Origin of the sequence: Thalassospira lohafexi, assembly GCF_002844275.1 — a bacterium.
Lineage (GTDB): Bacteria > Pseudomonadota > Alphaproteobacteria > Rhodospirillales > Thalassospiraceae > Thalassospira > Thalassospira lohafexi.
Map to the genome: position 1 here is coordinate 112,329 of NZ_NXGX01000008.1, position 16,134 is coordinate 128,462.

Here is a 16,134-nt window from a genome sequence, read left to right on the forward strand (position 1 = left end):
GCAGGGATGCCGCACTTTTTGCGATACCCACACGCCTCACTCGTTAGTGGTCGCCTCAATCAGGCGATCCAGATCATCGCGCGAGGGCCTTGTATACCCGTTTAGGGGCGCTGGTCCAGTCCCTTTTGGTTCCGGACCCAGAAGTTGGCGGTAGGTTTGCTCGTTTGCATCGGCGTCACGCTGGGCGCGCGCCAGTTCTTCGGCTGTGGTATCGAAAATTTCGTTAGGAGCCATGCGCATAATGAGGAAGGCACCTTCCTCAAGAACCGGGCGGGTACGGGCATCGCGCACCCAGTCTGGTTGTGAGGTGGCAGGTAGCAACCACGACAGGGCAAGAAAGGCGACGCAGACAATCAATCCGCCGCGCAGCAGACCAAAAACAAAGCCAAGCGTACTATCAAGGCTGTCCAGTCCGGAATTTTGCACTGCCCGTCCGATGCGGCCACTGATGAACGAGAAAATCAGGAACGAGATTAAAAACAGGCCGATGCCGGTCGCAAGGTCGGCAATCAGTTCAGACGGGATCAAATCGCGCACATAGGGCCGTGCAACCGGATAACCATACAGCGCGCAAAGCCCAGCCCCCAGCCAGCCCATCATCGACAGGGTTTCGTGAATAAATCCGCGGAAAAAGGCAAAGATACCCGACACCAGCACAATGCCGACAATGACAAGGTCAAACACATCGCGTGCACCAAGATCGGGGAGGGCGGAAAAATCCATGTATCGGTAAACCTTGTCAGTCTGTCTGCATATCTGTGTGGGGCTTCGGCGCGTTTAAGGCAAATGGCAGGTTAATACATGCCTTCGCGTGGACGCACCTTGTCGCGGACATCGTCGCCGAAGAGGTTTACCAAATCCTGAAGATGACCGATTTCAGTCTGATTGAGGCCCTTGATCGACATCTTTTTCTTGGCCTGCATGCCATTTTTCGGTGTGTAGGCGTTGCCAAAGCCAAGTTTGGTGGCTTCTTTCAAACGCGATTCGAGTTGCCCGACCGGGCGGACTTCGCCCGAAAGGCCAATTTCACCGACAATCACGGTTTCATTGGGAACCGGCTTATCGGCCACAGCCGAAATCAGGGCGGCGGCAACGGCCATGTCAGCCGCCGGTTCACCCACGCGCAAGCCCCCCGCGACATTCAAATAGACGTCAAACTGGCCAAGAGCCAAACCACACCGGGCGTCAAGGACGGCCAAAATCATGTTCATACGGGCCGAATCCCAACCGACAACCGCACGGCGCGGGGTTGCCAGTGCCGATTGTGCGACCAGTGCCTGAATTTCGACAAGCATGGGGCGGGTGCCTTCAAGTCCGGCAAAGACGGCGGTGCCGCTTACGGGGCTGTCGCGATCAGCTAAAAACAGGGCGGATGGATTGGGAACTTCGACCAGACCGGCATCACCCATTTCAAACACACCGATTTCATCGGTGGCACCGAAACGGTTTTTTACTGCGCGCAAGATACGGAACTGGTGGCCGCGTTCGCCTTCGAAATACAGAACCGTATCAACCATATGTTCCAAAACACGCGGGCCGGCAATCTGGCCTTCTTTTGTCACGTGACCAACCAGAAGGATGGCAAAGCCCCGGCGTTTGGCCAGACGGATCAGTTCCAGTGCGCAAGCACGTACCTGCGATACGGTTCCAGGCGCACTATCAAGCGTGTCGGCATACATGGTCTGGATCGAGTCAATCACCACGACTTCGTGAGAGCTGGCCTCTAAGGTCGTGATGATGTCGCGCAGGCTGGTTGCGGCGGCGAAATCAACCTTGGTTTTGCTAAGCCCCAAACGGGCGGCGCGCATGCGGACCTGATCAATGGCTTCCTCGCCCGAGATATAGGCGCATTTGTGTTTTGCGGCCATTGCACCGACGGCTTGTAGCAGGATGGTTGATTTACCAATCCCCGGATCACCGCCAACCAAAAGGGCAGATCCCGGCACCAGACCGCCACCACACGCACGGTCAAGTTCGGCAATGCCGCTGATCATGCGTGGTGGGCTGGCACTTTGGCCTTCAAGGGCGACGAAATCGATGGTCTTGCCTTTAGCACCGCCGGCAATGCCGCCAGCGGCCTTGGGACCTTTTTCAACCCGTTCTTCTTCGATGCTGTTCCATTCGCCGCAGCCTTCGCATCGCCCGGTCCATTTGCGATATTCGGCACCGCAGTTCTGGCAGATGAAACGGCTTTGGGTTTTGGCCACTGAATGCTCCGCAGATCATAAGAAAACGTCGAAAAACGTCGAATGGGATGAAGGGCAGGTATGTCAGGTTAGATCAAAGATGCTTGAGATCAAGATCAAGTGGTCCTTCGATATCACCCGCAACGAACTGTTGCAAATACGGGTTATCGGTCTGATCGATTTCCGACACTGGCCCATCCCAGATGATCTTACCCTGATAGAGCATAGCAACCCGATCCGCGATCTTGCGCGCACTGGCCATGTCATGGGTAATGGTGACGGCACTTGCGCCCAGTTCCCGGGTGCATTTGACAATCAAATCATTGATGACATCGCCCATGATCGGGTCAATGCCAGTGGTCGGTTCGTCAAAAAACAGGATTTCCGGTTCTGTCGCGATGGCGCGTGCAAGACCAACGCGTTTTTGCATACCACCCGACAGGGATGCGGGCGACAGATTGGCAACATCGGCGTCAAGCCCGACATCGGCCAATCGCGCAATCGCAAGGTCGCGGGCAAGCTTGGGCTTCATGCCTTTGCCTTCGATCAGGCCAAAGGCGACATTTTCCCAGACAGAAAGCGAATCAAACAGGGCGGCCCCTTGAAACAGCATGCCAGTCTTGGCCAGCATGGCTTCGTGGTCGGACCGGCTGGCGGTCGTCATATCCAGACCGTCAATGACGATGGATCCCTGATCGGGTGTCAGAAGGCCTAAAATACATTTCAGGGTGACGGATTTTCCCGTGCCCGAGCCGCCAATGATTGCAACCGAGGAACCGGCTGCGACATCAAGGTCAACCCCTTGCAGCACCTTCTTGGCCCCAAAGGCCTTGTGAACATTGCGCAGGGATATTTTGGCGGGGGTGCTCATGATCTGTTTGCTGTCCTTAGCGGGTGAAGAACAGTTCGGTGACGACATAGTTCGAAATCAGGATCAGGATTGAACTTGATACGACCGCATTGGTGGTGGCCTGACCAACGCCCTGTGCGCCACCACGTGAGTTATAACCGTGGTAACAGCCCATCAGGGTAATGATAAAGCCAAACACAGCCGCCTTGACCAGACCTGAGACAACATCAAGCTGTTCAAGATACTGGAAGGTGCTGCGGATATAGGATGCTTCGTTAAAGCCAAGCTTGTTCACACCGACCAGATATCCGCCCAGAACGCCGATGATATCACCGATCAGGACCAGAATTGGCAGGGTGATCAATCCGGCAATCACGCGCGGCACCACCAGATATTTAAACGGATTGGTCGAAAGGGTGACCAGCGCGTCGATCTGTTCGGTCACACGCATGGTGCCGATTTCAGCGGCAATCGCCGCCCCAACGCGCCCGGCAACCATCAGTCCGGCCAAAACAGGGCCAAGTTCGCGGGTCATGGAAATGACCACAACCGTCGCAACCGCACTTTCGGCAGAGAACCGTGAAAACCCTGAATAGGACTGCAGGGCTAAAACCATCCCGGCAAACAGCGTTGTCATCGCGACAACCGGCAAGGAGAAATAGCCGATTTCACGCATCTGTTTGAAAATAAGCCGGAAATAGATCGGCGGGGCAATCATATGGCCAATGGTACGCCCGGCAAAAACCGTGACACGCCCGACAAGAGCCAAAAACGAAAGAAACATACGGCCAACCGGCGCAAAGATCGGCATCGGAACCTTGATTACCCCTGTTATTGGCCAACCCATTATAGCTGACCGTTTTTTATCATTCAGCTTTCTGTATAGACCCGACGATAGCGATGTCCAAGAGAAGTTAGAATTTCATAACCTATTGTACCAGCAGCAGATGCAACGTCGTCAACCGTCATGTTCTCATCAAGCAACGATACCATGTCGCCACTCTTAAGGGGCTTACCCGGAAGATCGGTAATATCAACCGTTATGGCATCCATCGATACCCGCCCGACATAGGGGACTTCATGCCCCTTAATCTTAAGTTTTCCGGCATTGGACAGCGACCGAAGCCAGCCATCGGCATAGCCAACGGCAATGGTGGCGATGCGCGACTTGCGCGTGGCTTTCCACGACGCGCCATATCCGACAGTTTGTTCGGCTGGAATTTCGCGGATTTGCAAAATCTTGGCATTGAGGGTCACAACCGACCGCATCGGGTTTTCTGCTTCGGGGGTTGGATTCCCGCCCCAAAGTGCAACGCCCGGACGGCAGAATTCCAGATGGTAGTCGTCATTACGGAAAATGGCCGATGAATTGCAAAAACCACGCGGGGCAGGTGGAAGGCGGCGATACCACTTCATGAACAGATCAAACTGTCGCTTGGTGATCGGGTTTTCATGTTCGTCTGCTGCGACCGGGTGGGTCATATAACCCGCCTTCTCAAAGCCATAGAGCAGCGATGAGTGCCGATCAACCAGATCACTTACGTCCTGAGGCGACAGGCCAAGGCGGCTCATGCCGGTATCAAGATGGATAAAGGCCGGTGCAGGGCGTTCGTGTTCGCGGCACAGGTTTGACCAGCGTTCGATCTGTTCAAGGTCGTTTAAAACCGGAATGACATCATTCTCGATAAAGAATTCCTCGTCACCGGGTAAGACGCCATTGAGAACAGCAATACGTCCGCCGCCCCGCAGAAGCGGGAAAAGCTCGGCGGCTTCGTTGGCCTGGGCGACAAAGAACAGTCGGCAGCCCTGCTTTTTGAGGACCGGCACAATCATGTCCGCACCAAGGCCATAGGCATCTGCCTTTACCACAGCACCACAGGTGCGCCCGGTAAAGCGCTTGGTCAAAGTCTTATAGTTGTCGGCAACTGCTTTCATATTGATTTGCAGTTCCGCGCACTCGGCAGCACGGCCGACGGCGGGAAAAACAGTCATTCGAATTACCCCGTGGAGTCCGTTTAGGGATGGAAACGATCCCTATTCATGTTCTTCTTCAGTGTGATCAAGGTCGCCAAATTTGGTGTAGTTCCCGTCAAAGAACAAACGCACATTGCCCACCGGGCCGTGACGTTGCTTGGCGACGATAACCTCTGCGGTGTTGTAGACGTGGTTCAAACGGTCCTGCCAATGTGAATAGCGTTCACCGAATTTATCGGTGGCTTCTTCCGGGCGTTGGACCGGTTCGGAACGTTCGAGATAATATTGTTCACGGTAAATGAACATCACAACGTCGGCGTCCTGCTCGATCGAGCCGGATTCACGAAGGTCAGAAAGCTGCGGACGTTTATCGTCGCGCTGTTCGACCGCACGGGATAGCTGTGACAGGGCCAGAACGGGGACTTCAAGCTCCTTGGCAATTGCCTTGAGCATACGGGTGATTTCCGAAACTTCCTGTACACGGCCATCGCCGCGGAAGTTGGTCGGTGGTGCCAGAAGTTGCAGGTAATCGACGACGATCATCGCAAGGCCGTGCTGACGCTTCAGGCGGCGACAGCGTGTGCGCAACGTCGATACCGGAAGGGCCGGAGTATCATCGATATACAGCGGAACCGTGTTGAGTTCCTGGGTTGCCAACAACAGGCGTTCAAAATCCTGCTCGTTAAGGTCACCGCGGCGCATGTTATCGCCAGAAACCTCGGCGGCTTGCGACAGCAAACGTGCGGCAAGCTGTTCGGCGGCCATCTCAAGCGAGAAGACGGCAACTGCACCCGTGCGGATTTCGTCGCGGGTGTCTTCGCCCTGTGCGCGGTTTTGATTGGATGCGATGGCGGCATTAAAGGCAATGTTCATCGCAAGGGCTGTTTTACCCATCGACGGACGCCCAGCAAGAATGAGCAAATCAGATGGATGCAAACCCCCAAGTTTGCGGTCAATGTCGCGCAAACCCGTGGTGACACCAACGACGCGCCCGGCATTCTTATAGGCGTGATCGATATTCTCATAGGCCTTGGCCAATGCGGGGCCAAAGGCGACAAAGCCCGATTCAGCTGATCCCGCGGTGGCAAGCGAGAACAGTTTTTGTTCGGCTTTTTCGATCTGGTTAGTGGCGTCGGTATCAAGTTCGTACTGATAGGCGTCATTGACCACATCTTCGCCAAGCTCGATCAGCTCGCGGCGCAGATAGAGGTCATAGACCAGCTTGCCGTAGTCACCGGCGTTGATTACCGAGACAAGATTGTTTGACAGTTCAGCAAGATATTGCGCACCGCCGATTTCGGCCAGATGCTCGTCCTGCTTGAAAAAGGCTTTCAGCGTGACCGGGTTGGCCAGTTGTCCGCGTTCGATCAGCTTGCCGCAGGCTTCAAAAATACTGCCGTGGCGACCATCGGCGAAATGTTCCGGGCGCAAGATATCAGACACACGCTCATAGGCGGCGTTGTTATTGAGCACCGCGCCGAGCAAGGCTGCTTCTGCCTCGAAGTTATGCGGAGCCATGCGTTCGAGCACCATATCGGCGCCGTCACCGTGGTCTACATCAAGAGGAGCAAATAGGGCGTCTAAGTTGGGATCTGTCATGGGCGGAAAAGGTATCAGTCATCTGGTTGGCGGCAAAGAGTTAATCGGTATACATCATAGCGGGTATTCCATAAGCGCAGAGGTCGCGATTCAAATAAATTATTGAATTCGGGTGATTTTCCAAATGGGGCAAAAAGAAAACGGCATATCCGGGTGGATATGCCGTTTCCCAAAATGCGTCGAAAAAGACCAGCGATTAAGCTTTGGTGTCTTCTTCGTTAGGAGCATCTGCAGAAGCTCCTTCAGGAACTTCTTCTTCGAAGAGTTCTTCAGCAGCTTCGAGAGCTTCTTCTTCTTCCGCTTCCATTTCCTCGATCGTGCCAAGAACAGCAGCACCTTTACGGAGCTGTTCAGCGGCATCTTCTTCGGAACGTGCAACGTTGGCGGTTACTTCGACAGCGACTTCCGGGTGCAGATTGATTTTGACCTGGTGCAGACCAAGGTTTTTGATCGGCTGATCAAGAACAACCTGGGTACGGGCAACAGTGAAACCTGCGTCGGTTACTGCGGTCGAGATATCACGTGCAGTTACCGAACCGTAAAGCTGGCCAACATCGGATGCCTGACGAACGAGGGTAACAGCAAGTTCACCCATGTTCTCGGCAACCGCTTCGGCTTCTTTGCGGCGGTCAAGGTTGTCAGCTTCGAGCTGTACTTTCTGTGCTTCAAACACGGAAAGGTTTGCTTTGGTTGCACGAAGGGCCATGCCCTGCGGCAGCAAGCGGTTGCGGGCGTGGCCCGGCTTGACAGTGACTACGTCACCCATCTGACCGAGTTTTTCTACCCGCTGGAGCAGAATAACTTCCATCACCGATCCTCCTCATTGCTACGGGTCATCGGTTCTTTCCCCCGCAGCCTGATTAAATGCTCAACAATTCCAAGTCCGGTGATCGCAACAAACGACCAACTAGACAGAACCGCGACGATGTAGAACACCGTCAGAATCATACGTTTTTGCGGCCATCGGGCTGCCTGCCCGTGTACCAGCGCCAATCCCTGAAACAGGAACGGCACTGCCAGTACCACCGCGACGTTTCGCGCCACATAGGCCAGAGAACCATCGGCAAAGCCGACCGTAAAACCAGCCACGGCAAACGCAAACAGCGACCATCCAGGCAGGGCAAAGGTTGCCATTTTTGGTGTCGGACGCAGGTTTTTGCCTGCACGTACCAAAATTGCCTGTGCGATTGTTGCATTGGCAAACAGCATAAGAAGCCAGCTCACCGCAGCAATCGCCGGGAAGTAAATCTTGAACATACCAATCAGACCCTGAACATCAGACGTCATAGGGACGCCCATTTCCGAGTATATCTGGCTCAGGAATTGTGAAACGAATTCCTGAATGTCCAAACCTTCCGCCGTCAGTGTTCCGGTAATGATAATCATCACCGTCGCGACCATGACGGCCATGGCACTTACGACAACTCCGGAAGGAATAAAGGCAAGATTGCCGTTTTGATCCTTCCGAACGACCAGCGCCATGCGGGTCAACAACATCGCTGGTCCGGCAAACACGACCATAAAGACCGTGAAAGGCAGTAATCCCCCCAAAAGAACAAGGGCACTACATGCGGCAAATGCCGCAACCAGCAGGCGTTTGGGCCCTTGCCACAATCCCGTAAGGAAAAGCGGCAGATGCCCGAAATATGAAAGTAATAGCGCAACCGGATTACCCGAGAGAACCAGAAGAAACAGGACGGCACTGCCAAGTCCCGAGCCAATAGCTATAAGGGTGTCACGTTGCATTATTTACTCCCGACCCGAGACCATAAACGGGTCTCTTGCCGACTGACTTAAACCTGATCGGAATAAGGCAGCAGCGCCAGGAAGCGTGCACGTTTAATGGCTTTTGCCAGTTCGCGCTGCTTCTTGGCCGAAACCGCAGTGATACGGCTCGGAACGATTTTGCCGCGTTCGGAAACGAAACGCTGCAGCAGTTTGACATCTTTGTAGTCAATCTTCGGCGCATCCGCACCCGAGAACGGGCAGGTTTTGCGACGACGGAAAAACAGACGACGTCCAGCCATAATATATTCTCCTCGCTATCTGTTAGCCGTGCTGACGGGGACCGCCGCGACGATTACCGCCTCGACCGCCGCGCTCGTCGCGGTTACGCAGAATTGCTGACTGTTCTTCTTCGAACTCGTCAACTTTGACAGTCATCTGACGCAGAACGTCTTCGTTCAGGCGCATCTGACGCTCATATTCCGCGATCGTTGCGTGGTCGGCTTCAATCTGGAAGAGAGTATAGTGGCCTTTGCGGTTCTTCTTGACACGGTATGTCAGGGAACGCAGACCCCAATATTCGGTTTTAGCAATCTTGCCGCCGAGACCTTCAACGGTCTGGACCAGCTTTTCGTTCAGGCTTTCGACCTGTGCGGTCGAGAAGTCCTGACGTGCGATGAACACGCTTTCGTACTTGCTCATAATACTCCTAATCACTCCTTGTGGCTTATCTCTTCCCAACATGACCTCATGTCATGCAGGCATAGCCGGGCAATCCCGGCAAGGAGCCGTGAGACGGCGGAATATACACTTTTCGCCCATTAGTGCAACGCCAAATACACCTTTTCCACAAGTAGGCGTCAGGATCGCAATTTGGACGCAACGCGTGCGTTTGCATATGTTTGTGCCTTCTATGCACGTCTTTGTAAGAGTTGCACTTTCCTAAGGTCGGTTATGCGTGAAGTGGTTCACACTTGAAACAAAAAGTTCAAGAGAGTAGGCCTGTTAGCATTCGCTGGTCCGGTAATTCCCGCTTCCTGTTGGTTGTCCCCGTTGAAATCATGGGGGCCATTATACCAAAACGGGGCGGGTGTTTTGTGTGTTAATGCCGAACCAAAGCATTGTCTTTTATTACCCGTGGTTTTGTAATGGTAGAACCCTCAATTGATGCTGCGTCCTCACGCAGGGCATCTATGCTAAGTCTTTGTATGCTGGCACTTGTGGTCGGCGTGGTCACAGGTTATGGCGCGGTTGTTTTCCGTGCGCTTGTCGCGCTTATTCATAACGTCGCCTTTTACGGCGTCTTTTCCATTAATTATGATGCAAACCTGCTGACAGCGCCCAGCACCTGGGGCCCTTTGGTCATTCTGGTGCCGGTCATCGGTGGTTTGTTCGTTGTTTTTCTTGTTAATACGTTCGCGCCAGAAGCCAAAGGCCATGGGGTGCCCGAGGTGATGAACGCCATTTATTTCGAACAGGGCCGTATTCGCCCGATGGTGGCGTTGGTCAAGTCGGTTGCATCTTCGCTTTCCATTGGGACCGGGGCTTCGGTCGGGCGTGAAGGCCCGATCATTCAGATCGGCTCGTCGCTGGGCTCAAGCATTGCGCAAATGTTCAACTTACAAACCGGGCAACGCATCACATTGCTTGCCGCCGGGGCCGGGGCCGGAATTGCGGCAACATTTAATACGCCACTTGGTGCGGTGCTGTTTGCCATCGAACTGATGATGCCAGAAGTTTCAACGCGCACATTCCTGCCGGTCGTGATTGCCACCGGGGCGGCGACCTATATCGGGCGCATTTCGTTTGGTTTGGCACCCGCGTTCGAGGTGCCATTGGCCGCCGTGCCACAGGTCTCGGCCGTCGATCTTCAGGCGCTGATTGTTTATGTTGTTCTTGGTGTGTTGTGTGGGGTCGCGGCGTGGGCGTTGATCCGTTCCATGCTGGTAACCAGCACCTTGTTTAAAAAGATGCCGGGCAACGATTATACCCGTCATGCTGTTGGTATGCTGTCGATCGGCATTCTGATGTACGTTTTGTTGCTGACGGGCGGCAATTACTATGTCGACGGTGTGGGCTATGGGGTCATTCAGGAAATCCTGCGTGGAACGATGACGTCCTTGCCGTTGCTGGTGATCCTGTTCTTTGCCAAACTTTATGCGACATCTGTCAGCATTGGTTCTGGGGCATCTGGTGGTGTTTTCTCGCCGTCGTTGTTTGTCGGTGCGACCCTTGGGGCTGCTGTCGGTGTTGTCGGCAACATGATCTTCCCGGATGCGGGCATTACGCCGGTTGAATTTGCGCTTGTGGGTATGGGCGGTGTTGTTGCGGCGGGTACTGGCGCGGCCATGACCGCGATCATCATGATTTTCGAGATGACCCGCGACTATAATATTATTGTGCCACTGGTTGTTGCGGTTGCGATTGCGCTTGGCTTCCGCCGAATGATCATCTCTGAGACGATCTATACATCCAAACTTGTGTTGCGCGGGCGTCATATTCCCAAAGAACGTCACAGCAATATGTTCATGGTCCACCCGGTGCGCGAAATCATGACATCCGATCAGATTTATATCGATGCATCTTTACGTGTTTCTGAGGCGATTGATAAGATTGGTCCATCGCCTGTGGCAAAACCGCTTGTTGTGATGGAAGGGGGCCGTATTGCAGGTGTTATTCCTGACGTCACGGCGCTGTACGCGGTTGCAGGCGATCAGGGACACAAGGCACTTAAGGAAGTGATCAAGGAAGACTTCGTTGTCGTGGTTGATGATATGAATATGTATGACGTGATAAAGCGCATGGAACGCCGTAAGGCACGCGCTGCTGTCGTCGTCAGGCCGTGCCGCGGGGTGCCACGTCAGGACGATATTCGCGGCGTGATTACGAAGTCGCATATCGCGGACAGCGTTGTTTCAAGCATGCAGCACTATATCGGCTAGTCAGTTCATAAAGTGCACGAATTTGTGCGCTGCATGATAGACAGTCCTTCGAGAAAGGCAGCGAGCATGTCATACATGTTCGCTGCCTTTTGACTTGAAATCATGAAATTTCCTGCCACCTTGGTGTCAAGGTGTGTATGTGACGAGCCAAAAAGCCGTATCTGTTCTTGACAGTCGGGGCGGGCACGGTATCAAGAGGGCCTCAATTTTGAGGGGCCGATATTCGGCGCAGCCTTCGCATAAGCTGACAAAGGTATATTAAGTATAATGACACGCGCACTCGTTTTCCCCGGTCAGGGGTCGCAAGCGGTAGGTATGGGCAAGGAACTGGCGGATGCATTCCCGGTTGCCCGCGAAGTTTTTCAGGAAATTGATGACGCGCTTTCACAGAAACTAAGCGCGCTGATGTTTGAGGGGCCGGAGAATGAACTGACCCTGACGGAAAATGCACAGCCTGCGCTGATGGCCGTCAGTCTTGCTGTTACCCGCGTTCTGGAAAACGAAGGTGGCTTTACGCTGACCGACAAATGCGATCTGGTCGCGGGGCATTCGCTTGGTGAGTATTCAGCACTTGCAGCGGCGGGGACTTTTGCGGTTGCCGATACGGCACGTCTTTTGAAAATTCGTGGTCAAGCCATGCAGGCCGCAGTTCCAGTTGGTGTCGGTGCAATGGCAGCCCTTTTGGGGCTGGACTTTGCCGATGCGGTTGGCGTGGCTGAGGAAGCTGCACAGGGCGAAGTTTGCACCGCTGCAAATGACAATGCCAATGGACAAGTTGTGGTGTCTGGTCATAAGGCGGCTGTTGAACGCGCGATTGAAATTGCCAAGGAAAAAGGTGCCAAGCGCGCCGTTCTTTTGCCGGTGTCTGCTCCTTTCCATTGCTCGTTGATGCAGCCAGCTGCTGATCGTATGGCCGAGGCCCTTGCCGAAGTGGCGATGAATGCGCCCGGTAAACCGGTTGTTGCGAATGTCACGGCAGAAAAAACTGACAATCCGGAAACCATTCGTAAACTCCTTGTGGAGCAGGTTTGCGGGACAGTGCGCTGGCGCGAGTCTGTTCTTTATATGAAGGCACAGGGTATTACGGACCTTGTCGAGATTGGCGCGGGCAAGGTTTTGACGGGAATGGTACGTCGTATCGATCGCGACCTGACCGGCACTTCGGTAAATGGACCGGCTGATATCGAAGCATTCCTCGGCACTTTGTAAGAGTGTCGTGACCACGACGAACCCAAAAAGGGAAAGAAAGTTTATGTTTGATCTTGCAGGGAAAACCGCACTTGTAACTGGTGCCACGGGTGGCATTGGTGGCGAAATCGCCAAGGTTTTGGCGCAGGCCGGTGCGAAGGTTGCTCTGTCGGGGACCCGTGCGGAACGTCTCGAAGCGGTTGCCGCCGAGATCGGTGAAAACGCCGTTGTTGTTCCAGCGAACCTTGCCGATACAGAATCGGTTGACGGTTTGATCAAGGCGGCTGAAGAAGCCCTTGGTGGTCAGCTTGATATTCTGGTCAATAATGCCGGCATTACCCGCGATCAGCTTGCGATGCGTCTGAAAGACGAAGACTGGCAGGCGGTTCTTGATGTGAACCTGACATCTGCATTCAAGCTTGCACGGAATTCTTTGCGTGGCATGATGAAGCGCCGTCATGGTCGTGTCATCAACATTACGTCGATTGTTGGCGTCACGGGGAATCCGGGACAGGCAAACTACGCTGCGGCCAAGGCAGGCATGATTGGCTGGTCAAAATCGATGGCACAGGAAGTTGCTGCGCGCGGTATTACGATTAACTGTGTTGCACCGGGGTTCATCACCACGGCAATGACCGAAGAGCTCGGTGATGCGCAGAAAGAGAAACTTTTGGCAGGTATTCCTGCCGGTCGCATGGGCGACAGCAAAGAGATCGCAGCAGCGGTTCTGTTTCTTGCCAGTGACGAAGCTTCATATGTCACAGGACAGACCTTGCATGTGAATGGCGGAATGGCGATGATTTAACCCGTTGCGGGTTGCTTGCTTTTCTGTTTAAAAGAGGCCGCTATAAAAAATCTTGAAACCGGCAATGGGTATTGTCGGTTTCCGGTCCCAGGAAGTTCCTTCAATAGGGGGAGCAGACCGGGACCACGCAAACGATAACTGACAGAAAACCTATTGAAGGATTTGAGCTATGAGTGATGTCGCAGATCGCGTGAAGAAGATCGTTGTCGAGCACCTCGGTGTTGAAGAAGACAAGGTCACTGAAAACGCCAGCTTCATCGACGATCTGGGCGCAGACAGCCTGGACACTGTCGAGCTGGTTATGGCGTTTGAAGAAGAATTTGGTTGTGAAATCCCTGATGACGCAGCCGAGAAAATTCTGACCGTCAAAGACGCGATTGACTTCATCGAAAAAGCTAACAGCTAATTTTGCTGTGAGACATGGGCGCCAGAGGGCATCCTCAGGCGCCCTTTTCGTCTTTGCTGGATTCATAAAATAAAGGCGTAGTGCGGGATGAGACGCGTAGTTGTTACCGGTATTGGTGCTGTTACACCGCTTGCAAGCGGCGCACAGAACACGTGGCAGAAACTGCTGGCTGGCCAATCTGGAATCAAGAACATCGATACTTTCGATGTGTCCGATATCCCTGCAAAGATCGCGGGCCTTGTGCCACGTGGTGTGGGTGACGGACTTTTCAACGCGGAAGATCATGTCTCTGTTAAAGACATGAAGAAAATGGACGATTTTATCGTCTATGGGATTGCTGCGGCCGATCAGGCTCTTGCCGATTCCGGTTGGAAACCTGAAACCGACGAGGATCAGGAAAATACTGGTGTTCTGATTGGTTCAGGTATCGGGGGTCTTCCAAAGATCTCTGAAGCCACCGAATTGGTTAATAACGGCAAAACCCGCCGCGTAAGCCCATTCTTCATTCCGTCTTGCCTGATCAATCTGGTCTCTGGCCAGGTATCGATCAAACACGGTCTTAAAGGTCCGAACCACGCTGTTGTTACAGCATGTTCAACCGGTGCACACGCCATTGGCGACGCATCGCGCATGATCATGCTTGGTGATGCCGATGTGATGGTTGCTGGCGGTGCAGAAGCTGCTGTTTGCCGTCTTGGTATGGCTGGCTTTGCAGCTGCCCGTGCACTTTCAACCGGTTACAACGATACCCCGACCGAAGCATCCCGTCCGTGGGACGAAGGACGCGACGGTTTCGTCATGGGCGAAGGTGCTGGTTGTGTGGTGCTTGAAGAGTACGAGCATGCCAAGGCACGTGGTGCACGAATTTACGCTGAAGTCGGCGGTTACGGTATGTCGGGCGACGCCTATCACATCACGGCTCCGGCTGCGGATGGGAATGGTGGTTTCCGCTCGATGCGCAATGCGTTGCGCAATGCCGGTGTGAACCCGGAAGACGTCGACTATGTGAATGCTCATGGTACCTCGACTCCGTTGGGTGATGAAATTGAACTGGGTGCGGTCAAGCGCCTGTTTGGTGATCACTCATCGAAACTTTCGATGTCATCGACGAAATCGGCAACCGGTCACCTGCTGGGTGCGGCTGGCGCGATTGAAGCTGTGTTCTCGATCCTTGCGATCTACGAAGGTGTGGTTGCACCGACCCTGAACCTGCAAAATCCGTCTGAAGCCTGCAAAGGTATGGATCTGGTTCCGCTTGAAGCCAAGCAGCGTAAGGTAAATGTCGCACTGTCGAACTCGTTCGGCTTTGGCGGTACCAACGCATCGCTGGTGTTCAAGAGCGTCTAAAACAGCAGATCCAACCTTACCGGGAGCTATCCCTTGAAGCGTTTTCTGCTTGTTCTTGGCTTTTTATGCATCACCGCCGCTCTCACCATTGGTGGGGCGGCGGTGTATGTTTATGTGCAATACACATCGCCAAGCAAACTTGTGCAGGGCAGCGACATCATCATCCCGCAAGGGGCGGGGGTGCGCGGTATCGCCGAAATTTTCCAACGTGAACAGATTGTCGAAGAATCTTTGATCTTTTTGGCCGGGGTGCGTGTTGCCGGGCTGGATCGTTCATTGCGTGCGGGCGAATATCATTTTCCCGCCCGGGTCAGTCCCCGTCAGGCCGCGGAGATTTTGGCAAGTGGTGAAACCGTTCGGCGGTTCGTCACCATCCCCGAAGGGTTGAGATCAGGAGAAATCATCGACCGGATCAATCTGGTCGATGGTCTGACCGGCGATATCACCGATATTCCCAAGGACGGGACCCTGTTGCCCGAAACCTATCAGTTCTCATATGGTGATACGAAGCAAAGCATCATTGATCGGATGCGAGCTGCGCATGATGCGCTGGTCGATGAACTATGGCCGGGCCGGGATTCGGAGCTTCCATTCGATACCATTAACGAAGCGATTGTTCTGGCGTCGATTGTGGAACGCGAAACAGGAGTGGCGGCCGAACGTGGCCGCGTGGCGGGGGTTTTTGTCAACCGCCTAAACCGCAACATGCGGCTTCAATCTGATCCGACGGTGGCCTATGCGGTTAGTCCGAAAAAACGTCTTGATCGCGCTTTGACCCGTAACGATCTTCGTTTTGAAAGCCCGTATAATACTTATGTCACCGCCGGGTTGCCGCCATCGCCGATTACCAATCCGGGCCGTGATGCGATTTATGCGGTTTTACATCCGTCGGAAACAGAAGATATTTATTTCGTGGCGGATGGCACAGGCGGCCATGCCTTTGCCCGCACCCTTGACGAGCATAATCGCAATGTTGCCAAATGGCGGCGCCTGCGTGACAGCCAGTAAGGTAATCTAGTCTTCGTCAAACGATGTTCGATGCTGAAAATCGATTAAAAAAGGCGGTCTCTTAAAAAGACCGCCTTTGTCATTTTCGAATGGTTTTTACATAA

The 16,134-nt window shown here is 53.8% G+C and carries 16 protein-coding genes; 6 read left to right on the forward strand and 10 right to left on the reverse strand.

The features are described from left to right. Positions 1 to 36: 36 nt before the first annotated feature. From COO92_RS18385 to rpsF, 10 genes are all read right to left on the reverse strand, one after another. Positions 37 to 723 (reverse strand): CvpA family protein, encoded by a 687-nt coding sequence (locus COO92_RS18385; RefSeq protein ID WP_022730254.1) that lies wholly within the window; start codon positions 721 to 723, stop codon positions 37 to 39. Between the two features lie 71 nt (positions 724 to 794). Beyond that, positions 795 to 2,207 carry a DNA repair protein RadA gene (radA, locus tag COO92_RS18390; RefSeq protein WP_101304452.1) on the reverse strand — a complete coding sequence of 471 codons (1,413 nt, stop codon included), beginning with the start codon at positions 2,205 to 2,207 and terminating at the stop codon, positions 795 to 797. Positions 2,208 to 2,280: 73 nt separating this feature from the next. Beyond that, a complete protein-coding gene (locus COO92_RS18395; RefSeq protein WP_101304453.1) occupies positions 2,281 to 3,057 on the reverse strand; it encodes an ABC transporter ATP-binding protein in 777 nt (258 codons plus the stop codon). A gap of 16 nt (positions 3,058 to 3,073) precedes the next feature. After that, the gene (locus COO92_RS18400) at positions 3,074 to 3,847 is read right to left on the reverse strand and encodes an MlaE family ABC transporter permease (protein ID WP_022730257.1); all 774 of its coding nucleotides are present in this window, start codon (positions 3,845 to 3,847) and stop codon (positions 3,074 to 3,076) included. A 59-nt stretch (positions 3,848 to 3,906) separates the two neighbouring features. Next, a complete protein-coding gene (gene alr, locus COO92_RS18405) occupies positions 3,907 to 5,028 on the reverse strand; it encodes an alanine racemase (RefSeq protein ID WP_101304454.1) in 1,122 nt (373 codons plus the stop codon). Positions 5,029 to 5,070: 42 nt separating this feature from the next. Beyond that, the gene (locus COO92_RS18410; RefSeq protein WP_101304455.1) at positions 5,071 to 6,609 is read right to left on the reverse strand and encodes a replicative DNA helicase; all 1,539 of its coding nucleotides are present in this window, start codon (positions 6,607 to 6,609) and stop codon (positions 5,071 to 5,073) included. 196 nt (positions 6,610 to 6,805) lie between these two features. After that, on the reverse strand, positions 6,806 to 7,417 hold the full coding sequence (rplI, locus tag COO92_RS18415; protein ID WP_101304456.1) for a 50S ribosomal protein L9: 612 nt from the start codon (positions 7,415 to 7,417) through the stop codon (positions 6,806 to 6,808). Further along, positions 7,417 to 8,355, reverse strand: coding sequence for a DUF2232 domain-containing protein (locus COO92_RS18420; protein ID WP_101304457.1), 939 nt, complete (start codon positions 8,353 to 8,355; stop codon positions 7,417 to 7,419). The genes rplI and COO92_RS18420 overlap by 1 nt, the downstream gene beginning before the upstream one ends. Before the next feature lie 47 nt (positions 8,356 to 8,402). Then, the gene (gene rpsR, locus COO92_RS18425) at positions 8,403 to 8,636 is read right to left on the reverse strand and encodes a 30S ribosomal protein S18 (protein WP_007090355.1); all 234 of its coding nucleotides are present in this window, start codon (positions 8,634 to 8,636) and stop codon (positions 8,403 to 8,405) included. Between the two features lie 22 nt (positions 8,637 to 8,658). After that, positions 8,659 to 9,036: a 30S ribosomal protein S6 gene (rpsF, locus tag COO92_RS18430; protein ID WP_022730262.1), complete on the reverse strand. Its 378-nt coding sequence runs from the start codon at positions 9,034 to 9,036 to the stop codon at positions 8,659 to 8,661. Positions 9,037 to 9,527: 491 nt separating this feature from the next. On the opposite strand from rpsF, the gene COO92_RS18435 reads away from it, so the two are divergent. The 6 genes from COO92_RS18435 to mltG all read left to right on the forward strand — a co-directional run bounded on the left by COO92_RS18435 (position 9,528) and on the right by mltG (position 16,030). Next, positions 9,528 to 11,276, forward strand: a complete 1,749-nt coding sequence (locus COO92_RS18435) for a chloride channel protein (RefSeq protein ID WP_206186434.1) — start codon at positions 9,528 to 9,530, stop codon at positions 11,274 to 11,276. A gap of 267 nt (positions 11,277 to 11,543) precedes the next feature. Beyond that, positions 11,544 to 12,485 carry an ACP S-malonyltransferase gene (gene fabD / locus COO92_RS18440; RefSeq protein ID WP_101304459.1) on the forward strand — a complete coding sequence of 314 codons (942 nt, stop codon included), beginning with the start codon at positions 11,544 to 11,546 and terminating at the stop codon, positions 12,483 to 12,485. Between the two features lie 43 nt (positions 12,486 to 12,528). Next, the gene (fabG, locus tag COO92_RS18445; RefSeq protein ID WP_101304460.1) at positions 12,529 to 13,269 is read left to right on the forward strand and encodes a 3-oxoacyl-[acyl-carrier-protein] reductase; all 741 of its coding nucleotides are present in this window, start codon (positions 12,529 to 12,531) and stop codon (positions 13,267 to 13,269) included. Between the two features lie 169 nt (positions 13,270 to 13,438). After that, positions 13,439 to 13,675, forward strand: a complete 237-nt coding sequence (locus COO92_RS18450) for an acyl carrier protein (protein ID WP_022730267.1) — start codon at positions 13,439 to 13,441, stop codon at positions 13,673 to 13,675. Positions 13,676 to 13,762: 87 nt separating this feature from the next. Further along, complete coding sequence (gene fabF, locus COO92_RS18455) at positions 13,763 to 15,022, forward strand: beta-ketoacyl-ACP synthase II (protein WP_101304461.1); 1,260 nt, start codon at positions 13,763 to 13,765, stop codon at positions 15,020 to 15,022. A gap of 33 nt (positions 15,023 to 15,055) precedes the next feature. Further along, positions 15,056 to 16,030: an endolytic transglycosylase MltG gene (mltG, locus tag COO92_RS18460; protein ID WP_101304462.1), complete on the forward strand. Its 975-nt coding sequence runs from the start codon at positions 15,056 to 15,058 to the stop codon at positions 16,028 to 16,030. Positions 16,031 to 16,134 lie beyond the last annotated feature (104 nt).